The following is a 21,097-nucleotide window of genomic DNA, read 5'->3' as shown; positions in this document are numbered from 1 at the left end:
AGATCGAGCGTTGGATAGACAAAGGGCTTGGCGTATCCCTGCGATGGGGCGCCAAGCCCATGTCTATGCTCATGCCGGTGAGCTTAGGCCTGCTGAGTGCCGCGGAGGTTTCTTAAGCCCCCTGCACCGAGACCGACCAGCGAGATGAGCCCTGCTCCGAACAGGAACACGGCGGCTGGTAATGGTACCGCTGTCAGACTGTTGATTGCACCGCGCACTTGCGTCAGGTTACCCTCGGCATCCTGAAAGATGAGGCGCCATCTGGTACCTGTGAGGGAGCTCAAGCTGGGTGCATTTTGCAGATTGGTATTGCTGAACAACCCGCCGCCTTCCCGATCCAGCAGCAGTTCGAAGCTGTATGGGGTGTAGCCACTAGTCGGCAGGCCCGTGGCTGCAGTCGCCAGATTCCAACGATCTCCGAGCAACCCGCCGCCCAGGTTGGTGTTCTGTGAAATGGTGATTGCGTTTGCCCCGGGGGTGAATGACGAGCTGTAGCCACCGATGGTGACAGTCATGGCTTTCACGGCGCCGGGATAATTGCCGCCTACGCCACCCGTGGCATTATTGAATTGGAACGATCCGGTCACATGCGAAGTCAGGTTCATCGTGGGCGAGAGCAGCGCGCCGCTGATGTTACTGACTCCCCCTGTGAAGGAATAGTTCACCAACGCCGCTTGAGCCACGTTCCCTGTGACGAACAGGGAGCACAGCGCGATCGCCGGCAGAAAAAGCCCTTTGATCGACGACGGTTTGTTCTTCTGCATCACGTTAGACTCCTTGTAGAGGTGGTACATGCGCACAGCCAAGGGGTTCAGCAAGAGCCAGGCCATTACCAGATTGAGCTAACGTATTGGAAATTCAGAGGGTCAAAATAGACTGTTTGGAACTGTTGTGTGCAGAAGCCTACGAGGAGGGTTCAATTCTGAATCAGGTCACAACCAGCACAGAATGTACACAGATCGGTGAGAGGGAGAAAAACGGAACAGCCGACGCAGAAGCGCCGGCTGCTCTATAAAACCTATCCTGATATGGGCTAAGCAGCGATACTGTTCCTTCGTTGCCGCCAGCTCCCTGCTCCAAGGCCAGCCAAGGCTACCAGTCCGGCTCCGAACAGAACGACCGCTGCCGGCAAAGGAACGGCGGTGAGGGCAGTGAATTTCCCCGCAACCATTTGATTGCCATTGCCACTGAAAAGGATACGCCAACTGTTGCTGGATAAGAGATTTCCGATGCTTGGCGGTGCGCTCGCCTTCCCATCAAACTGAAAGCTAATAGGAGAACGGCCGTTCACAGACGTTCCGGTCAAGGGGCCGAGTGCCGAATACGTCGTATTAGAGCCGCTTGTTTTTATGAAAAGCGAATTATCCGTTGATCCGAGCGATGCGGTCATAATCGCCGGTCCTCCGATTGGGCCTAAAGAGAGGGTCAGGCTCTTAAAGATGTTGAGGTATTGGGTGGTATTGGGACCCGCCGATGTGCCGGAAGTCGTCGATTCAATCGTAAAGGAACCGGAAAGTTTCTGTGCAGTAGTAAGTGGTGGCTTCAATTGCCCGGTAACTGTATCAATGTCGCCTTGAAATGAAAACTGCATAAGCGCGGCGGATACTGGTGCGCTGGGCAACGCAAACGTAAGCAGGGAGGCTCCAATGATCGCCAGCATTGACAAACTCTTGGACTGTCTCATGATGTTCTCCTTGTGGTGTTGTACTGAAATACTCATTCTTTCCATCTGAAACGGCCTCTCCGCCGATGCCCTGTTGGAGGCACTGAGGAGAGAGGCTAGCGATGTAAGTTTTCTCTGCCGAACGAAGAAGCCGAAAACCCTTAGTGGGGGATCAAACAGCTCACTTCACGACGTTCGTTAGGAACCTTATGACAATCTACTTTTCTATGCAAGGAAAATTTATTCTAATGAAATACGTGTATTGTTGTTTCAATTCTTCTGAATATTGCGGTGATGCCTGGAGGATGATTAGAGCGTGTGGCTTCGCCTGTCTGTGATCTGGAAAAGCCTGTCGAGAATCGCTCGATATTTATGCCTGTAGTGCCGCAACGATCTGCTTTACAGCAACCTCAGGTGAGAATAGTCTCGCTGCTAGGGTTTTGCATCGATTCTTGAAGTTTTCATCCAGGGTAATATCGGTTACCAGAGCCTGAGCCATCGATCCAAGCGACTCAACATCGGTATCGGTGCTGACTCGACCAACCTTTCCCTGCTTGATCAGCGCAGCCAGATCATTGCCCGGGTTGATGCTGGCCAGCACCGGTAGGCCGCACTGCATGTACGATACAAACTTTCCTGGGATGTTGTGCGTTTTGTGTCGCGGATCCAATGCTACTAAGCCGACGTGGCATTGTGCGTAAAGTCCGGGAATTTCATTGGAGGCGATCTCATCAAAGAAGAGCACGTTATCCAGCCCACGCGCTGATGCATCATTGCGCAGACGCTGGGAGTCGCTCCCCCGACCGACGAATACGAAACCAATATCTTTTCTATTCTCTAAGCTCTCTGCAAGATCCAGCAAAATCCCCATCCCTTGCGCTACGCCCATATTGCCGGCATAAACAAAGATTGTTCGACCAGCCAGCGGGGTGTCACGAACCGAAATACTGCACCCGGTATCGGGCGCTTCCGCGAGCCAGTTTTGCAGAACTTCAACTCGACGTTTGGACCGGCCTGACCAATTAGAAAAATACGCCTGATTCCCCGGGGTCTGGACGCCAATCACATCAGCAACAGAATATTGATAGTTCTCGATTGTTTTGAAGAATCGATAGGGCAACCCGCGCCCCATAAGTCCCATATCGACAGACCATTCAGGGAAAATGTCTCTGAGAACCAAATAGCTTCGGCATGAACTTGCACGTTTGAGGGCGCTAACCAGCGGGCCATGAAAAATCGATGGTGAATACCAAACCACGCCATCCCACCTAACCTGTGAAAGTGTGCTTTGGCGAAGCCCTCGCAAAACGGCAAACGGCATGTACAGTTCGGTCAAGGTTCGTCGAATATAGCCGACGTCTTTCGTTCGAGGAGACCTGACTCTGAGGACCTCTACCCCTGCAATATTATCGAGAGCCCATGTTGATTGGAGGCCAGGGACAGGAATTAATACAGTCGGATGATGACCTTGCGCAATAAATTCAGCAGCTAAGTCCCGCAGCTGGATTGCTGCTGAGGTCCGAAGGGGGGCATAAGCGTCCGCGACAATGGCAATACGCATGGAATAAGTCTGCTTCAGACGGTTTCTGACTTGTGCCAGACTTTGCGATTAACAAAATCCGTGTAGCTTTGGATAATGCGCAGGACTTTGATCGACACATTGGAGGGAGTGTAGTCATTCACCATTCGAAGGGCACGCTCAGATCCACGAGGTTGAGTTTCAAGAATGCTCAAGCCTTGCAGAACACGTTCCAGGCTCAAGCCTACAAGCATGACGGCCGCTTCTTCAAACCCTTCAGGGCGCTCATGTAATTCACGAAGGTTGAGCGCGGGAAAGTTTAAAATCGAAGATTCTTCGGTGATGCTTCCACTGTCTGAAAGCACGCAACGGGCTTGTGTCTGCAGCTTGATGTAATCTAGAAATCCGAAGGGCTTCAAAAACTGCACCAAGGGGTGTGCCGTCAGGTCTAACGCGTCTACCCGTTTACGTGTCCGTGGGTGGGTAGAAACAATTACCGGGTTCTTGTACTGTTCTGCTAGACCATTCACAATTGTGAAAAAGCGCTGTAAATTTTCTGGAACATCTACATTCTCTTCACGATGCGAACTTACTATAAAGTAGCTTCTTTCCTGTAAGCCTAATCGAGTGAGGATGTCGGAAGCAGTAATTCTCGGCATGTAGTATTCTAGAACTTCACGCATCGGACTACCCGTCTTGATAACTTGATCCGGTGGCAGTCCTTCGCGCAGCAGATGGTCGCGCGCGATCTCACTATAGGTGAGATTGATGTCTGATGTGTGGTCCACAATGCGTCGGTTGATTTCTTCTGGCACCCGGAAATCAAAACAACGGTTGCCTGCTTCCATATGGAAGATAGGGATTTTACGGCGCTTGGCCGCTATTGCAGCCAAACAGCTGTTGGTGTCTCCCAGCAACAAGACGGCCTCAGGCCGATGCTCCTCCAAAGCCTTGTCTGCAGCCATAATGACCTGACCAATGGTGTCGGCTGCCGTGGCTCCCGCTGCTTCCAAAAATATGTCCGGCTTGCGGATTCCCAGATCTGAGAAAAAGACACCGTTCAACTCATAGTCGTAATTTTGGCCCGTGTGAACGAACACATGATGGCAATGTGTATCCAGCTCTGCCACCACACGGGACAGCCGAATGATCTCCGGCCGTGTGCCGACAATGGTCATAACTTTGAGCTTACGCATTGAGTGCCTCGCGAATGATGTCGAGCTTCATCAATGTACGTTTTACGCCTTCAACGTCCAACCGAAGGGTGTTGTGGGAGGTGTAGTCGTCGAAGTTAGAAATCTCAACTTTGCCTTCTACGAAATACTTATTGTAGTTCAAGTCACGTGAGTCAGCGGGTATGCGGTAGTAGCCGCCTAAATCATCAGCCCTAGCCATTTCTTCACGCGACACCAGTGACTCATACAGCTTTTCGCCATGTCGGGTGCCAATCACCTGGACCTGATTGGCTTTGCTTAGTATTTCTTTCATTCCTTGCGCTAAATCGCCCATTGTCGATGCAGGAGCTTTATGCACGAAAATGTCTCCCGGACGGGCATTCTCAAACGCATAGAGTACCAGGTGTACTGATTCATCGAGAGACATCAAGAAGCGAGTCATGTTGGGGTCCGTAAGGGTGAGCGGTTTTCCTGCTTGCAACTGGCTTAGGAAAAGCGGGATCACCGATCCGCGAGACGCCATTACGTTCCCATAGCGGGTCGCACAGAGCACGGTTTCCCCTGGGTCACATAAACGTGATTGGGCTACCATTACCTTTTCCATCATGGCTTTGGAAATACCCATGGCGTTAATTGGATACACAGCCTTATCCGTACTCAGCACTACGCAGCGTTTCACCTTATGGGCAATGGCAGCCCGGATGACATTTTCAGTGCCCAGCACATTCGTGCGTACCGCTTCCATCGGGTAGAACTCACATGAAGGGACCTGTTTGAGGGCAGCCGCATGAAACACGTAGTCCACGCCTCGCAGGGCGTCATGCACACTGTGGTAATCGCGTACATCGCCGATGTAAAATTTGACCTTGTCGGTTTTTAAGGCGATACGCATGTCTTCCTGTTTCTTCTCATCGCGGCTAAAAATGCGAATCTCGGAAAAGTCAGCGGGTAAGAAATGCCGGAGGACTGCATTGCCAAATGAGCCGGTCCCCCCAGTGATCAACAAGGTCTTATCTTTGAACATCATCAGTCCCTCTTGAGAGTATTAACTGAAAGCATGCATGAGACGAATCAACTCAGGCCAAGGTGCAGGATCAAAGCCCGTCGCAGCTCGAAAGCGTGTTGAATCCAACGAACGATCAAGCACAAACGTCTCATCTGGCACAATGCCAATGGATTTTCCATACTGCGTTGCTACTATGGTAAGTAATTCAAACTTGCTAATTGGCTTTGCCGACACGTGGTACAACCCATGAAGCTCAGGGTGAGGGATAACATGGTCGCGTATGAGCCGGGCTATTTCCACGGTGGGTAGGCCTGAGAAAATTGCCCTCTTAAAACCCTTGACGGTACCCTCTTGCGACAAAAACCATCCCACAAGGCTGTGCGCCCCGTTCAATTCGTGGCCAATGATGGAGGTGCGCAACGTAATGGCATGTGGGTAGTTGACTTCACCCAGGAATTTACTGCGACCGTAGAGGTCTTTGGCATCGGAAGCGTCGGTTTCAGTGTACATGCCTTTGGTCCCTGAAAAAATACAGTCGGTGCTCAGGTGTACCAAGCGTGCCCCGGCCACTTCACAGAGCTGTGCCAGGCGGTGCGGGAAAAGTGCATTGATGAGAATGGCTGATAGTGGGTCGTTTGCTTCAGCCAACTGCTTGACCAAGCCGACGCAGTTGATGACCATATCTGGTTGAACAATGGCGAATAGACGCGTCAGATTGTCTGCATTTTCCACATCTACATCCACAATGACATTTGGATGCAAGTGGCTTGGTAGAAATCGTAACGCACCGTTGGAGCGGACAGAACCATAAGCCTGGTGCTCAGGACTTTCTGCAAAGAGGCGAAGCACTGCATTGCCAAGCATGCCAGACGCCCCGATAACTAATACTTTCACAAGTTACCTCCCCTCCCCGTAGATGCTTCATGAGCAATTCTTGCCAGAAATCCAAACGTTTCATTCGCACACCGGGTCCATGAAAAGGTTCGTGCACGATTAAATCCTGCCTGCGCGAGCTCTGCCCGTAACATAGGCGATTCAATCAATTCACGAAGGGCTCGAGCAATGCTATGAGCATCTTCCGGATCAAAATAAATCCCAGCATCGCCTAAAATTTCCGGCATAGGGCCCATACGGGAGCAGGCCATCGGCAGGCCTGCTCCCATCCCTTCCAGCAGAATATTGGGCATGTTCTCACAGCTGGATGCAAATATACCGATATCTGCGGAGGCATAAATTGCGTCAAGCTTTTCGTAAGGAACTGCACCGCGATAGGTGATAAATGTCTCTTTGGGATCTACGCGATGTAATGTTTCTTTCAGCTGATTCATGCCCCCAGCAGGGGGCCCAACCAACTCCAAAACAATCGGTATATCTTCTGATCGAAGTTTCGCAACAGCCTCGGCAACCTGCCATTGGTGCTTGTACATATCAACAATGGAAACATACAGCACGCGGCAGGGTTGAGCTTTTGTGAAATCAGTGAAAAGGCGTTGTGTTCGTGGAGGCTTCGTAAACCTGGGGTTGATCCCGTGCGGGATAATCATGCATTCGCCTTGCAATGTACCGGTTACTTCCAAGACTGCATTACGAGCATACGCCGTGAGAAAAATCACTCCATTGGCCTTTCTAAACGAGCGGCCCTGTATCCATCGTAAAAGGAGGAACTTCAAGGTGTGTAAATTCCAACCGTATCGTCTCAACTCCTTCCATTCAAAAGGCAGGAGATTTCGGCTCATAGTTACCACTGGCCGGAAATCGGTGGCGAATGAACCGCCAGGTGCGAACAGAAGGTTGCAGCCTTCTGTCCTCGCGAATACTCCTAAGCAATTGTGTTGCCAGAGCGCACGGCGAAGGTAGTGGCCTTCCAATACAGGGCTCGAACGCTTCGTCAGCCAGGGGCGATCTTCAATACGAGCTAGGGTCGCCTGTGAAGCCCAAACTATCACCTTGGCAAAGCCTTGTGCGGATGGGCTCGCAGCCCGTAGGACCTCTTCCAAGTGAGTTACTCCACCCCCTGTTCGAATGTTGGAAGCATCGATGCCAAGGGTCAGGCCTGTTGATTTGTGCCTATTTAATTCCACGTGCAACCAAATGTTCTGGTCTTCAAGACCATAATTGTTTTCATCCAGGCAGGCTCTCTCTAATTTCTCATCCTGTCGGCAGTCTTCGGGTGTCATACTGAAATACAAGCCAATTGAAAGTGTCTAATAGAAACCATTCAATCAGCCCTTTGGCGATTCCGAATAGACGAAAGAGTATGCCGTAATAGTTAGCGATGGGCGATAAATATATTGCCTAAGGTGAAAATATTGAATCATACTCATGAATTTGACTTAGGATGTAGCAGTTCAGTATTGTCAGTTACCTTCAGGGGCAAGCGCTGTCCAGTCTTTGAACAATGCAGCTGTTCACTTTTGTTATTTGTATATCCTTATGTTCCTACAGCTACACTTTAAACATCGGTCACCTTCTCTTTAGAGAGAAATCGCCTTCCGCAAATTAGTGTTCAGGAAAATCGTGTGGCAAGATGCGCGCCTAACGCAAGTACAATTCAGCGTACCTCTGTGCAACATCTTTAATGTCAAATCGTTTCCGAAATTGGTTTACCTCGGCTGTGTCCACACTAGGCCGCTCCATTGCCACCCAACTCAGTGCATGTGACAAAGCCTCAGGATCTCCGACCGGCACCCACAGTACTTGGGGTACTTTTAGTTCTCGAAGTGGCGCGATATCGGAGAAGACACACGGAAGCCCTGTCCCCGCCGCTTCTATGCCTGCAATAGGCAAGCCTTCATAGCGACTTGGCATTACAAAGCAGTCTGCGGCTAATAACCATTCATGGACGTTGCTCTGGATTCCGTGAAAGATAATGCTGTTGTCGCCTTCCGCCAATGTTGTAAGCTTTTGACGAAGATCGCCATCACCCACTATATGAAGTATGCAATCTCTCTCTCCGAGCTTTCCTCGTTTCCATGCATCTATCAGAGTGTCGTGACCCTTAATCGAGTTCTGGCGGTTCCAGTGGTTCATTCTTCCAACAATTAGGAAGTGAAATTGGTTATTCTTAAAACCATGCTTTAATTTCGCTGCTGAGCTGATCTCATCTGTTCTAATCGGCCAGTTAAAGCGCACACCATTTTCGACTGTTATGATCCTGTCACTCATGACCTTCCGATGGGCTTGATAGACTGCTTCGCCGCAAGCAATCGAGATAGCAGCTTTATTTGCTCGTATAGCCAGCCTCATAGCAAGAGCATCCGGTGGTTTCACACTATGTAGGGTTCTGTAGATTCTATGAGGGTACCTATAGAAGCGGGTTGCTAAATAGTGTGCGAGCTCTGTGTTGGGGGTATGCAAATGAACGATGCTAGGTTTTTGCTCAAATAATTTATGGATGTACCAAAGAACTGTTCTAGCTCCTACTTTGACTGTCGGGCCAGTATGCAGTTTAATCCCCGCTCGCTTTAGATCAAGAAGCATCTGACTGCCAACGGCATCCACTCTATTGCTCAGAATAATGAGAGCTACGTCAATGCCGCACTTTATGAAGTGCGGGACTAGTTCTGATACGAACCGCTCCGCCCCACCCGCAGCTAGAGCACCAATTACATGCACAACCTTCCCTGGACGGCATGATGTAGAAGTATTCATGCTTGCGGCATCTTCAAAACAAGACTCACTCTCGCTACGAGCAATGCTACTCATGTGTGTGCTTCGTGCATTCATGTTCAACTCATATTAAATTCTCTGTCAAAACATACAGCTAGCAGGGAAGATAGTATGTGGGAATAAGAATCAAGGAGTGCTTTGTAATGTTTCGGAAAACCGTGAATTTTGTGCAGCCCTAGTTGGCGGGGTTGCCCAGATACGCCGCCCTCCAGACAGCAAGAAGACGAGTGCCGAAACATAGAATGCATAAGAAAATGGGACACTTGCGATCCCAGGCGCTCCTCGAACCAACATATAAGCATGCCAGACATAATAAGGAAGCATCAATGCAATCATGGTCGGATATCGCAACATGAAGGCTTCCCAGCCCGTCAGGATTAGTGCCCACAAGGTTGCAAGCACAAGCCCTGCGATGCCGAAGGAAATATATGCATCAGAGTACCAAAGTGTCGGATAGTGGAAATAGACAGGCCAATCTTTTGGAACTCCGTCTATCAATGAGGCCATGTATACCGGGGTATCGATGAGATGAGGCCGCTCAAGGCCGAATAGCTTTAGAAATGGATTTATGAGGTTCAGGCCATAGATCTCTAAGCTGTTAAACTCAGTGTAGTGCTTGGCTTGCTGCACGGCCTCGACGATAATAGGCACACCATAAGCCATATCCGAATCCGGTAAGCCAATATGCGCGCCTTTTTGTTGCATGATTGCCGCGCTTAGCAGAAACAGGCCTAATAGCAAAAAACTTGCTTTGATGAGCCGTGAAACCAGATATCCATTCGTACCTGACTCCTGCCACATGTGGAATAGGCCAATAATCACTGCTGGGACTAGGGATAGCAGTGCAAACGATCTGACATTCAACATGATGGCGAATAAAATAAACGGGATCCCTGCCAAGGCTCCGGCCCAGTAGCGGCGTTGCATCATAGAAATTGTGATAAACGGAGAGGATGCCCACAAAAATACTTGTGGCCAATTTGATCCTGTGCCTTCAACATAGTCTTGATAACCAAGCCCCTGCATCTTCCACCAATACCATGACCCGCCAATACACAAAAAGGCGAGCAATACACCGAGGGTTGATGAAAGATGCTTTTGGGATCTTGGTAGTTCCCAAGTAACCCGACTGGCTGGAATGCCAAGCAGCTTCCATACCGCCCATTCAGTGAATGCAAATATCAGATGGAATGTAGCAATGTAGTAGCAAGTAAAATCTATAGTCTCCTGCTTGACGAAAAGTGTATCGTTCGTAAATCCACGGTGTTTGCTAAAAGGTCCATCGACAAGGACAAAGATAAAAAAGAAAGAGAAATACGCTGCTAGTGCCCACACTACAGCAGATAGCCGCCCTGATCTGAACGTCGACAGAAGCCGCTGAAGGCAGAAGAGCAGATTCGCAATCGCGATAAAGAATTCAATCTGCATTGCGTTGAGTATCCCAATCCGTACTTCTCTGAGCTTCTATCCCTGTCAGCAGGGTTGCGTACTTCGCGCGATGTTGGTGGGCGACAGTCTTCCATGAAAAGTGTTGCGTCATGTGGGCTCTTGCTTTCTCGCCCATCTTTCGTGTCACGTCTTGATCCTCTGCCAACGATCTCATGGCGTTTGCTAAAGCGTCTACATCACCAGGTGGAACCATCAACCCTGTCTGCCCTGCAATCACCATCTCTGGCAACCCTCCAATATCTGAGCAAATTACAGGTCGTGAAAACTCATATGCGAGAGGTATTACCCCTGATTGCGTTGCCGACACATAAGGGAGAACTACCACGCTAGCGCGCTCCAATATCGACCTGATTTCAGTATCTTTAATAAAACGATTGATCAGTATGCATTGGCCAGATGGAAGTCGAATGTCCTCTTTGATGGCCCCGGCCCCGGCGATAACGAGTCGGCCGCAAAAATTACTTTCGACTAATTTGTCAAAGGCGGATAAGAGTATGGAGAGTCCTTTGTAAGGCTCTATTCTACCGAAGAATAAAAATGTAAAAAGGTCGCTTTCCTCTTGCAGTTCTTTGGGTATATCTGTGCCAGACAGTATCGCTGTCGTCGCCCCGCCGCCATGTTGAACGATATAGGCTTTATCCGTTCGCTGGTTGCCATATTTCATGCGCAGTGTATTGACATGGCCTTCTGTATGAACATGGCTCGCAGAGCAATTGGATAATATTCTTGGCATTTGAAGAGTGTATTGATATCGCTCGACCAACATATCCCATAGCCTCTTCTTACGCTCGTGCGGATCTGGATCGTGTATTGTGTATACCACCTGAATGTTCTGTTGCCGCAGGCGCGCAATGAAGGGCATCAATCCAATAGATGAGCTAGTTATGTGAACAAGTTGAGGTTCGAACTGTCTGATTATCGTGTCTGCCAATCGGCGGTAGTAGAGCGGGTTGTATTTCTTTATGATTTTCGTCATGAATCTATCATCTGAAATACGAAATCCTTCTAGGCCCCCCGGTTCCACAACTCTGCAATCAGCAATGGTAGACATTGCTGAAGATAGAGACTCAGCATAGTGCCGCATCCCTCCACTGGGTTCGAAAACGACATAAACAACTCTTGTTGATGTTTTTGTGGAGGCGGATTCAGAATACATATGTTTTCCTCAACAGGTAATTGACGCTGTGAGTAGCCAGCACTAATGTGGCGGCAGCGAGGACCGTAAACAGTTCTGAGCCAGCCAGGGTTTTCACAATCAGAAGCACAACCGCGACGGATGTTACATACAGTACTTCTCGCGATAGCCATAGGGCTTGAGGGGCTAGGTTTACGCCGGCAATATGCAATAGCCAAATGATCTTGCACGTCAGTAGTATTGATGCTGCTATGCCAAGAGACCCTATAGCCAGGTGCTCACTTGCCCCTGCACGACCCAGCCACAGTGCGCCAGGGAGGACGCTTAGGTAAACAAGCTGAAAAAGAAATTCCTGCTTTTGTTTTTGTAACACGGTTACTAATATGGATAATGATGTTGAGATAAATGACACCATGATCCACGGCATGATTAACTGGGTGTACACTCCTGCTTCACGCCATTCTTGACCAAATACCGTACCAAACAGTTCTGGTGCAATTATCGCCAAAGGCACGAACGAGTGCAGTGCGAAAGTCGTCTGGACTCGCCATGTCTTTGTGACGACGTTTTCAAGGGAACCGTTACGATGGGCTTCAGCTGCCATGCTGAAAAATACTTGGGATAGGGAGTCACCTATGAATCTCATTGGCACCTGGAGAATGCGAATCCCGAGGGCATAGAGCCCAACAACTCGTATGTCGAACCAGGCTGCGAGCGCAATAGTTGGTAGCTGTGCCACGGCCGCATTTATGAAGCTTGATGGGGTGCTTACCATCGGAAAGTTCTTGTGCCTTCCTGCAAGCACAATGAATTTCGATTTGTGAGATGACCATCCACGTGTGATCTCCTGCCAAAACCCGCTTTGTCCCAATATGTATATTGCGATGCATTGTCCCATGATTGTCCCGTAGATCAGACCGCTCGCGCCGAATCCTAAAAGCCCGTAACCTATCTGCGCCCCAGATTGAACAACTCCTTGTAGTGCCTTTCCTGCGGCAGTTAACCGAAACGTTTTAAACCTTATAGCGCGATACGTTAGAACTGTGACTAAACTTGTTGCGAACAGGCTTATTGGGAGAAGCCATTCAATGGATGTCAGTTCCGGCGTGCCTAGCAACTTAAGCGCTGAGTCACCAGTGGCGATAACGACACCTAACAACAGAAGCCCCACGACGAAGGCAACTAGAAGTGCTAGTTTTGTCAGCAACCGTGCGTGCAGATCACATTTGGAAAGTGGGATTGCCAGCTCATAGTGGAATGCAACCACGGTCGCAAATAAGCCAACCGACGCAGTAAATACGGCGTACAAGCCCATCTCGCCAGGCCCGTATAGCCGAGTAATAAATGGCATGCTGACAACAACCATCAACTGCCCGGTCGTTGAACCAATAGCGATCAAGAGTGTGTCTTTTAGTCCGTGCGTTATTTGTTCCTCCCCTCAGATATGCTGGATGATTTAGGGGTAGTCGTGCTTGTCATATTTTACTAATTAAGTACGCAATCGAAAAAATATGTCCTAACTACCGGCCAACGATTGTCACTTGCCCTAGAGGGAGGCGCGCTTCCGTTAGCTGGTAATCTATATTGGCGAATGGGATTGCGTATTCGTAGCGGTTGTGGAGCTTGGGGTCTGAATCAGGGGCTGAAAGATAAATAGTGTATTCTCCGCTTTTCATGTCTTGGGGCAGGCGAATTGTCGCTCCGAGTTTTGTTGTTTTCCCGGGCTGCAGTCTCCGGGCGTCTGGTGTTAATTCGGATTTCACTAGTACGCCATTGAGGGATTCTAGGGTTACAATGACCCTTCTGGGATTAAAAGGTGGAGCCCAACCAGTATTTTCTAGCAAGGCCTCTATATTAAGAACCGACCCTACTTTTGTAGTCTTATCAAATATGGCCTCACGAACAACTAATCGATACCCTAAATGAGTATCGATTTCTTCGTAACAACCCTCAGACCGCCAGTTGTCGATTACTTCCTGCAAATAGTTGTTATTGAGATAGCTGTAGTGGAGTTGTTTTAGTACAGATTGTGCGACGGCGCAGTTGGTACGCGGGGGGTATTTCTTGCAAGTTTCCCCTCCCATTGGAACAAAGAGGCTATCTTGAGCAACGTACTCCGTGTAGTACGCAATCTTGCCTAGTGGATAGGTTAAGTCGTTCTCGCTCGCAAAAATACAATCATTGTGGTGGCCTGTTCGGGATGTGTGGCTATTGGTGTATGCCTTGGCTTCGAGAAGCGGTGGTCCGTAAATGTTTTCCTTGTATTGAGGTGTACGCAGTTGAACGCTGCGCTCCCTCGGCAGGGAATCCAGTAGTGCTTCTAGTACAGCTCTGCGAGCTTCACTATTATCTAAACCGTGTGTTGACGAGTGCCACTCTCCCCATGCTCCTATGAATCCTGCCTGGACAACGGCAATAACATCAGCATTGGCATTAAGAACGCCGCGGAGCTGCATGATATGCCGTAGCATCCATGGCAGACTGGTGTCCGCTCCAGGCGTATTTCCATTATTATAGTTAAAGCGAAGAACTACTTTGACGCCTCCAGCCCTAATCGCTCTGAATCCTTCGTCGAGTTGCTTGAGAAACTCTTCCGAAATGTCGCTATAGCGATATTTCTCTAGAGAAATACGAGCTGCTACGAGACTGAAACCGCTCTTTCGTACCCAGGTAAAGTCACGATTATGGACAAGATCAATGTACTCTGGAAAGCCGTACTCATTCTGGTGAAAGTACTTGTAAAATCCTCGCTCAGGGGCAATTAGTCTTGCCGTGCTCTCTTCGTATTTATGAATTTCTGATGCACCAATACTTGCACTGAATATTGTGAAGTATGAAAACATTATTATCGAGACCACTTGCCGCCGGCTCATAAAATTTCCTCTTTTTATATCAAATGATTTTGCTCGACTCCTGCTACGAGCCATCCATGATGTTATTTTAGTGGGATGTTGTGGAGAATCGTTAATAGGGTCCTGTCAGGTAGATGCGTAGAGGAGAAGAAACCTCTACGCATCAATCGCCATTCCCATGCATGAGATTGGTGTTTTGGTAGGTAAATGTTGCGTCTCTGTCTAGTTGTCAGGGTAGTTGTTCGTCTATAGGCGTTAGTTTTACTGGTATTTTTGCGATTCATACTGCTGTTTTACTATCTGCTTGCGAAGCGGATGAGCAATTCTTCGCAAGCTTACCCTGGTATCAGTGGCGAACCAGAAGATGAATGCTTCGCCAAGTGTGGCGGAATGTTTGCGCTACCGATGAACTACTTAGCTGATTTGGTCGTAATGGGCAATAGGAAGTGATCTGTTTTCAGTACTTCGTGTTCCGCAGAAGACCTAGTCCTGGTTGGAATACTGCTTTCATTAATACTTGGTTTTTCAGTTGAGAGGATCATCTTCGTTCCTGTCTCTCCTACTCAATTGCCTAGTTTGTTTCGTCTGCCACGCCACAATCCGGCCCTATTCAGCAATCCCTGTTGGTTGAGCAAGACTCAGACCACATGGCTCTCCAATGAGCCTCTGCATGGTCAACGAGTTAGGATCTTTAGCTAATAGGGGCCTGTACTGATGAATGTCAGGCTGTACAAAACGGAATAGAGTTGAAGGTTGAGGCTGACAGCAATTCGGATGACTGCTGTCTGCTCAGACTTCGATCTCAGCTGTCAGAACTGCACTTCACGCAGTGTACTGCGGTTGTCTTGGAACCATTGGACGGTCTTCTTGAGCCCTTCACGCAGCCGATGGCGCGCCTGGAATCCAAAGAGTTCTTTAGCGCGGGTGACGTCGAGGCAGCGGCGTGGCTGGCCGTTTGGTTTGGTGGTGTCCCATTTGATGGGACCGGCAAAGCCGACCTCTTTGGCGATGAGTTCCGCCAGATCACGAATGGCGACTTCCTCCCCTGTTCCCAGATTGACGGGCAGGCTGTCGTTGTATTGTTCAGCGGCAAGGAGAATGCCTTCTGCCGCATCTTCGACATAGAGGAATTCCCGGCTCGGTGATCCATCGCCCCATAGTTCGACGTAGTCTTTTTCTGACTCTTTGGCTTCGGCAAATTTCCGGATAAGCGCCGGGATCACATGGGAGGTCTTCAGGTCAAAATTATCGCGTGGTCCATAGAGGTTGACCGGAAACAAGACGATGGAATTAAAACCATACTGTTGGCGGTAGGCCTGGGACTGCGCAAGCATCATTTTTTTTGCAAGGCCGTAGGGGGCATTCGTTTCTTCGGGATAGCCGTTCCAGATGTCGTCTTCTTTGAAGGGAATGGGAGCGAACTTGGGATAGGCGCAGATGGTGCCGAGCGCCACGAATTTCTTGAGTCCCGTCTGGCGTCCCACTTCGATGAGCTGGGTGCCCATCATCAAGTTGTCATAGAAGAACCGGCCAGGATTGGCCTGGTTGGCACCGATGCCGCCGACACGCGCCGCCAGATGGATGACGAGATCCGGTCTTGCATCACTGTAGAGTTGTTTGACGGCGTCCATCTGGACTAGGTCGTAATCTGTGCTCCGCGGGATGACGAGGTTCTTGCACCCTTTGGCATGCAGTTGTTCGACGACGAATGAGCCCAAAAACCCCGCTCCACCGGTGACGACGACGCGTTTGTCCGTCCAAAAGGCAGTCATGCTAATCGATTATCCCTTCTTCCTCGTTCCATCCAACTTTTCTTTTTCGGCTGCGAGGTCGGCGTCGACCATCATATTGACGAGCTCGTGGAAGCCGACCTTGGGTTTCCAGCCAAGCTCTTTGTGGGCTTTCGCAGGATCGCCGATCAGGAGGTCGACTTCGGTTGGGCGATAGTACTTGGCATCAATCTTTACATATTGCTTCCAGTCCAGCTTGAGCCGGTCGAAGGTCAGTTCGAGGAACTCCTTGACGGTGTGCGTCTCCCCTGTTGCCACGACATAGTCGTCCGGCTTGTCGGCCTGCAGCATCATCCACATGGCTTCGATATAGTCGCCGGCAAACCCCCAATCGCGCTTAGCATCAAGGTTACCGAGGAAAAGATCCTTCTGGATGCCCAGCTTGATGCGCGCGGCGGCTTGGGTGATTTTGCGGGTCACGAAGGTTTCGCCTCGACGCGGCGACTCGTGATTGAAGAGAATACCGTTACAAGCAAACAGATTGTATGCCTCTCGATAGTTTACCGTGATCCAGTACGCATAGACTTTGGCCGCGCCGTAAGGACTGCGTGGATAAAAGGGGGTGGTTTCCCGTTGCGGCACTTCCAACACCTTACCGTACATTTCGCTCGATGAGGCTTGGTAAAACTTCGGTGTCAGTCCCGATTCACGAATGGCCTCTAAGAGGCGAATGGCACCCAGGCCGGTAATTTCACCGGTATATTCGGGAATATCAAAGCTCACTCGCACGTGGCTCTGTGCTCCGAGATTGTAGATTTCATCCGGCTGGATTGTGCGGATGATGTGATTGAGAGAACTCGCATCATTTAAATCCCCGTAGACGAGTTTGAGTCGGGCGTTAGGTACGTGCGGGTCTTCATAGATGGGATCGATCCGGCCGGTGTTGAACGAGCTGGATCGGCGAATGATTCCGTAGACTTCATATCCCTTGGCCAGAAGAAATTCGGCGAGATAGGATCCATCTTGCCCGGTAATGCCGGTGATCAAGGCTTTCTTCACGATCAGATCTCCATATGAGTGTGTCTTGCCTAACGTGGTATCGGTGTTCGACCCGTTGACCGATCAGTCCGTAATCCTACACAGTGCGAGAGCCTCGCTCCCCTCCCGCTGCGATTATATTGACCGGTGTACTTGGTATGTGGGCGACAGATCCTTAGAATGCATGATGCTTGATGAAAATACTTATCGTATTCTTGGCAATTGGGCAACTAGGAATGCATTACTTGACGTTCCGCAGGAGGTTCTGCCAGGCATGAAGCTGCTGCCTGGTTTCCGCTTTCGGGTTGTTTTGTGTAGATCGCGGCTCAGCCTGGGTCCGTCTCATGCTCAGCGCATCGATACGTTCTCCAACATCCCGATACAGCGGGTCTTCCCGCCTGAGCCAGCGATAGGCTTCGAGGGCTTCGGCAATTCGGTCGAGCGATTCGAGGGTGCGGCCGAGCACATACAAGATCTGCACGATGTCTTTGGTCGATGCCCCGGGTGACTTGAGCGCATTGCGAAAGGCCGCGACCGCATCGGCGTATCGATCACAGGACTTTTGAGAGAGTCCGATTTGCGCATAGGCTTTCAGGGCGAAAACAGGATCGTTCACGGCTTTTTGGAATTGCTCGATCGACTGCTTGAAGAGGCCGGCTTTCCGCAAGGCAAGGCCCCGTTCGTACGCTTCGGCAGCGACATCGTTGAGGGTTGGTTCGGGAACGTCTGACTCAGGCATGCGAGCACAACTCCTTTAGTGAGTAGACTGGAGTCAGCAAGACCCAGACCATAATGTCCGTTTGAGCAGACCTAAATGTATCAATAGATTAGGATTTGGCAAATTCCGGTCAGCGGCCAAGATGATGCCCACTGTACACAAGGGTTTCTCTTAAACTCAGCATTGGTACTTCCTTAGCACTGGGATAACCTGCTTTAACAACTCGACAAAAGTATTGCCTGTCGATGGTCTGATGCGTAGTATGGGTCGACTCTTTATCGACTGGAAGACACAGACTGGTATGGAGATTCTCGGCGATCAACCCGTCCGGCGGCTAACCATCGGCGCCTATCTCGCTGTGGGCGCATTGCTCATCGCGCATGGCGTCAATGCGTTTGTGGCCGCGGCGTTAGCCCTTCCTCCGGCGAAAGGCGCGGCGCCTCAATCCGCTCAAATCGCAGCTTCGGTCGCGTTGGTGCCACAGCAATGGGTGGATCAAATTCAGTCGAGCGGCCTTTTCCTGCTGCCCGCTGCTCCGCTGGGAATGACCGGTGTACCAGGGACCGCTTCGCCCACACCGGTTCGGGCAGCCTTGGGTGTGGCGAACAAGTTGCGACTTTTAGGTGTCGTGTTAGGACGTGAACGCGGTGTGTTCGCAATCGTCGAGGAATTGGCCACGAAGCGGCAGGTGCTCTATCGGTTGCATGATCAGATACCGGATTTGGGAGAGGTCAGCGCTATTCGCCGGGATGGCCTGGTGATTCGGAGCGGCGATCAGGAAGAGCTACTGGAGCTTTCCACGACCGACAAACCGGCGGCTCCGGTTGTGACAGCCGGTTCTCCGGTTATAGGGGCACCCGGGGTTCCTATTAAGAAAGTGATCGATCGACGAGAAGTTGAGGCGGCGATGGCAGACTTGCCGAAGCTGTTGACTCAGGCGCGGGCCGTGCCGTTTATGGTCAATGGTTCCCCTAACGGATATCGTATGGACTACATCGCTCCAGCCAGTTTTTATGAGAAGATCGGCATCCAACATGGAGATGTGTTGCAGCGAGTCAATGGAGTGGACGTGCGTGATCCTTCCACGATGCTGAGTCTATTTCAACAATTGAAAAACGAACGGACGGTGAACGTTGATATGGTCCGCAACAACCAGAAGACCACCATGACCTTTGAGCTCCGATAAGTCTCTTCCACGTTCCTCGGGGCCTCTTCCAGGCTCGTTGGCTTTCTTGACGAGCCCCGTTCTTTCAGCCGTGCATGTCGATGTGGGCCCTCGGGGTTGATCTTGAGCCTTACCCGCGTTGCGCCTCTGAGTCTGTCCTTGTTGCCGGAAATGAAAGACTGGATCTATTTCTGGGATGTCCTTATTTTACTTGTGGTTAAGCGAACAAACTTGGAATTGATCTTGAAGCCGGTTAGTCTAAGGACTTGGCCTCTCTATAATGGGGAAATGGGGCGCGGAGCATTGTGAGCGATTCCGAACAGCAAGTGACATTTGGTAGGCCGCTTCTCGGGCGGATTCTCGGAGAGAAGTTTAATCTCCTGGATTCCAAGCTCGATGAGGCATTGGCTTATCAGCGTGAGAAGGGCGGCCGTCTTGGCGAAGCCCTTCTCCATTTGCGTGTGCTTCGAGAAGAAGAACTGTTGGAAGCCTTGGCCCAGCAATTTGAGTTGGCGTGGTTGCCGCATCTAGAAGTCTCACAAATCGATCATGAACTGATTAAGCGAGTGCCCATCAGCTTTGCCCGGCGGTACCGGATCTTACCCCTGCGGTATGAAGACGGCGTCGTTGTCGTCGCGACGACCGACCCGCTTGAGACCGTAGCGTTGGATGATCTGCGCCTATTATTGGGGAAACCGATTCGTTCAGTCCTGACCACGGGAATCGCCTTGTTGGCGTGCTTGAACCGCATCTATGACGAGGCGGCCAGTCCCGTCGGGGCTGCGCAGGTCATGGAGGACATGGCGGCAGCTGAAAATCTTGACCAGCTGGCCCATGAGCTGGATGAGCCGCAAGATTTGCTCGATGCGACGGACGAGGCCCCGATCATTCGCCTGGTCAACTCCGTGTTGTTTCAGGCGGTTCGGCAGCGGGCCAGCGACATCCACTTCGAATCATTCGAGCGTGGTCTTGTGGTGCGCTATCGGATCGACGGCGTGCTCTATCCCGTGCTGACCCCGCCGAAGCGATTGCAGTCCAGTATCATCGCCCGCCTGAAGATCATGGCGGGGCTGAATATCGCGGAAAAGCGTTTGCCGCAAGACGGCCGGTTTGCCATCAGGACGGCGGGAAAAGACGTCGATTTGCGCGTGTCCGTGTTGCCCACTTCGCACGGTGAACGTGTGGTCCTTCGCCTGCTCGAAAAAGAAAACCGCCTCCTGAACTTGACAGAGATGGGATTTTCAACCGACCGGCTCTCGTCCATCCAGCAACTCATTCAGCTGGCTCACGGCATTATTCTTGTGACGGGCCCGACCGGAAGCGGCAAAACGACGACGCTTTACGCCGCCCTCAGCCAGATCAACGCGCCTGATAAGAACATCATTACCGTTGAGGACCCGGTCGAGTATCAGCTGCTCGGGATCGGGCAGATGCAGGTTAATCCTAAGATCAACCTTACTTTCGCTGCCGGCTTGCGGTCTATTTTGCGCCAGGATCCCGACGTCATCATGATCGGAGAAATCCGCGATCGTGAGACGGCGGAAATTGCGATTCATGCCTCCCTCACCGGACATTTGGTGTTTTCCACGCTGCATACCAACGATGCGGCCAGTGCCGCGACGCGCTTGATCGATATGGGGATCGAACCGTTTCTGGTCGCCTCCTCGGTCATGGCGGTGCTCGCGCAACGCTTGCTGCGGCAAATCTGCCCTGATTGCAAGAAGCCCTATAAGCCCACCGTCGATGAGCTCGGCCGCCTTGGGCTCGATAGCAAGGGGGCCTTTACGTTCTACCGTGGGGCTGGCTGTCCGAACTGTTCGCAAACTGGGTATCGCGGTCGTACGGGCATTTATGAATTGCTCGTACTCGATGACGATGTACGCCGGCTCATCGGCGCCAAAGCCGATTCATCGGCGATCAAACAGACGGCCGTCGCCAAGGGTATGATCACGTTGAAGCAGGAAGGCGCGATGAAAGT

Annotated in this window: 17 protein-coding genes; 2 read left to right on the top strand and 15 right to left on the bottom strand. The window is 50.7% G+C overall.

Annotated features, from left to right (window positions below; translation table 11 throughout):
- Positions 1-83 precede the first annotated feature (83 nt).
- The 15 genes from NITLEN_RS14790 to NITLEN_RS14720 all read right to left on the bottom strand — a co-directional run bounded on the left by NITLEN_RS14790 (position 84) and on the right by NITLEN_RS14720 (position 17,975).
- Positions 84-767 (bottom strand): hypothetical protein, encoded by a 684-nt coding sequence (locus NITLEN_RS14790; RefSeq protein ID WP_146216214.1) that lies wholly within the window; start codon positions 765-767, stop codon positions 84-86.
- A gap of 266 nt (positions 768-1,033) precedes the next feature.
- Positions 1,034-1,684 (bottom strand): hypothetical protein, encoded by a 651-nt coding sequence (locus tag NITLEN_RS14785; protein WP_121990413.1) that lies wholly within the window; start codon positions 1,682-1,684, stop codon positions 1,034-1,036.
- A 349-nt stretch (positions 1,685-2,033) separates the two neighbouring features.
- The gene (locus NITLEN_RS14780; protein WP_121990412.1) at positions 2,034-3,224 is read right to left on the bottom strand and encodes a glycosyltransferase family 4 protein; all 1,191 of its coding nucleotides are present in this window, start codon (positions 3,222-3,224) and stop codon (positions 2,034-2,036) included.
- 14 nt (positions 3,225-3,238) lie between these two features.
- Positions 3,239-4,378, bottom strand: a complete 1,140-nt coding sequence (gene wecB, locus NITLEN_RS14775; RefSeq protein WP_121990411.1) for a non-hydrolyzing UDP-N-acetylglucosamine 2-epimerase — start codon at positions 4,376-4,378, stop codon at positions 3,239-3,241.
- Positions 4,371-5,381: a polysaccharide biosynthesis protein gene (locus NITLEN_RS14770; protein WP_121990568.1), complete on the bottom strand. Its 1,011-nt coding sequence runs from the start codon at positions 5,379-5,381 to the stop codon at positions 4,371-4,373. The genes wecB and NITLEN_RS14770 overlap by 8 nt, the downstream gene beginning before the upstream one ends.
- A gap of 21 nt (positions 5,382-5,402) precedes the next feature.
- The gene (locus NITLEN_RS14765) at positions 5,403-6,257 is read right to left on the bottom strand and encodes a dTDP-4-dehydrorhamnose reductase family protein (protein WP_121990410.1); all 855 of its coding nucleotides are present in this window, start codon (positions 6,255-6,257) and stop codon (positions 5,403-5,405) included.
- On the bottom strand, positions 6,254-7,540 hold the full coding sequence (locus tag NITLEN_RS14760) for a glycosyltransferase family 4 protein (protein WP_121990409.1): 1,287 nt from the start codon (positions 7,538-7,540) through the stop codon (positions 6,254-6,256). The genes NITLEN_RS14765 and NITLEN_RS14760 overlap by 4 nt, the downstream gene beginning before the upstream one ends.
- A 358-nt stretch (positions 7,541-7,898) precedes the next feature.
- Positions 7,899-9,068, bottom strand: a complete 1,170-nt coding sequence (locus NITLEN_RS14755) for a glycosyltransferase (protein ID WP_181416893.1) — start codon at positions 9,066-9,068, stop codon at positions 7,899-7,901.
- A 90-nt stretch (positions 9,069-9,158) separates the two neighbouring features.
- Positions 9,159-10,460, bottom strand: coding sequence for a hypothetical protein (locus NITLEN_RS14750; protein WP_121990407.1), 1,302 nt, complete (start codon positions 10,458-10,460; stop codon positions 9,159-9,161).
- Positions 10,450-11,637 (bottom strand): glycosyltransferase family 4 protein, encoded by a 1,188-nt coding sequence (locus NITLEN_RS14745; RefSeq protein ID WP_121990406.1) that lies wholly within the window; start codon positions 11,635-11,637, stop codon positions 10,450-10,452. The genes NITLEN_RS14750 and NITLEN_RS14745 overlap by 11 nt, the downstream gene beginning before the upstream one ends.
- Complete coding sequence (locus NITLEN_RS14740) at positions 11,627-13,042, bottom strand: oligosaccharide flippase family protein (protein WP_121990405.1); 1,416 nt, start codon at positions 13,040-13,042, stop codon at positions 11,627-11,629. Before NITLEN_RS14740 ends, NITLEN_RS14745 begins: the two co-directional genes overlap by 11 nt.
- 94 nt (positions 13,043-13,136) lie before the next feature.
- Positions 13,137-14,489: a DUF4832 domain-containing protein gene (locus NITLEN_RS14735; protein WP_181416891.1), complete on the bottom strand. Its 1,353-nt coding sequence runs from the start codon at positions 14,487-14,489 to the stop codon at positions 13,137-13,139.
- A 788-nt stretch (positions 14,490-15,277) separates the two neighbouring features.
- Entirely contained in the window at positions 15,278-16,240 is a 963-nt protein-coding gene (locus tag NITLEN_RS14730) for a GDP-L-fucose synthase family protein (RefSeq protein ID WP_121990403.1), read from the bottom strand.
- Positions 16,241-16,249: 9 nt separating this feature from the next.
- Entirely contained in the window at positions 16,250-17,257 is a 1,008-nt protein-coding gene (gmd, locus tag NITLEN_RS14725; protein WP_121990402.1) for a GDP-mannose 4,6-dehydratase, read from the bottom strand.
- 220 nt (positions 17,258-17,477) lie between these two features.
- Positions 17,478-17,975 carry a tetratricopeptide repeat protein gene (locus NITLEN_RS14720; protein ID WP_121990401.1) on the bottom strand — a complete coding sequence of 166 codons (498 nt, stop codon included), beginning with the start codon at positions 17,973-17,975 and terminating at the stop codon, positions 17,478-17,480.
- Between the two features lie 232 nt (positions 17,976-18,207).
- On the opposite strand from NITLEN_RS14720, the gene NITLEN_RS14715 reads away from it, so the two are divergent.
- The gene (locus NITLEN_RS14715) at positions 18,208-19,140 is read left to right on the top strand and encodes a type II secretion system protein N (RefSeq protein WP_146216213.1); all 933 of its coding nucleotides are present in this window, start codon (positions 18,208-18,210) and stop codon (positions 19,138-19,140) included.
- 284 nt (positions 19,141-19,424) lie between these two features.
- Positions 19,425-21,097 (top strand): type II secretion system ATPase GspE (gene gspE, locus NITLEN_RS14710; RefSeq protein WP_219999467.1); only part of this gene is annotated, 1,673 nt, incomplete at its 3' end.

The organism is Nitrospira lenta (assembly GCF_900403705.1).
Taxonomy (GTDB): domain Bacteria; phylum Nitrospirota; class Nitrospiria; order Nitrospirales; family Nitrospiraceae; genus Nitrospira_D; species Nitrospira_D lenta.
Note: the sequence above shows the minus strand (reverse complement) of the source record. Positions and strands in the feature narration are given on the sequence as shown.

What these genes read in the sequence shown, in the direction of transcription:
- NITLEN_RS14785 (WP_121990413.1), bottom strand. Translation starts at nt 1,684, where the DNA reads ATGAGACAGTCCAAGAGTTTGTCAATGCTGGCGATCATTGGAGCCTCC.
- NITLEN_RS14780 (WP_121990412.1), bottom strand. Translation starts at nt 3,224, where the DNA reads ATGCGTATTGCCATTGTCGCGGACGCTTATGCCCCCCTTCGGACCTCA.
- wecB (WP_121990411.1), bottom strand. Translation starts at nt 4,378, where the DNA reads ATGCGTAAGCTCAAAGTTATGACCATTGTCGGCACACGGCCGGAGATC.
- NITLEN_RS14770 (WP_121990568.1), bottom strand. Translation starts at nt 5,381, where the DNA reads ATGTTCAAAGATAAGACCTTGTTGATCACTGGGGGGACCGGCTCATTT.
- NITLEN_RS14760 (WP_121990409.1), bottom strand. Translation starts at nt 7,540, where the DNA reads ATGACACCCGAAGACTGCCGACAGGATGAGAAATTAGAGAGAGCCTGC.
- NITLEN_RS14755 (WP_181416893.1), bottom strand. Translation starts at nt 9,068, where the DNA reads ATGAGTAGCATTGCTCGTAGCGAGAGTGAGTCTTGTTTTGAAGATGCC.
- NITLEN_RS14750 (WP_121990407.1), bottom strand. Translation starts at nt 10,460, where the DNA reads ATGCAGATTGAATTCTTTATCGCGATTGCGAATCTGCTCTTCTGCCTT.
- NITLEN_RS14745 (WP_121990406.1), bottom strand. Translation starts at nt 11,637, where the DNA reads ATGTATTCTGAATCCGCCTCCACAAAAACATCAACAAGAGTTGTTTAT.
- NITLEN_RS14735 (WP_181416891.1), bottom strand. Translation starts at nt 14,489, where the DNA reads ATGAGCCGGCGGCAAGTGGTCTCGATAATAATGTTTTCATACTTCACA.
- NITLEN_RS14730 (WP_121990403.1), bottom strand. Translation starts at nt 16,240, where the DNA reads ATGACTGCCTTTTGGACGGACAAACGCGTCGTCGTCACCGGTGGAGCG.
- NITLEN_RS14720 (WP_121990401.1), bottom strand. Translation starts at nt 17,975, where the DNA reads ATGCCTGAGTCAGACGTTCCCGAACCAACCCTCAACGATGTCGCTGCC.
- NITLEN_RS14715 (WP_146216213.1), top strand. Translation starts at nt 18,208, where the DNA reads ATGCGTAGTATGGGTCGACTCTTTATCGACTGGAAGACACAGACTGGT.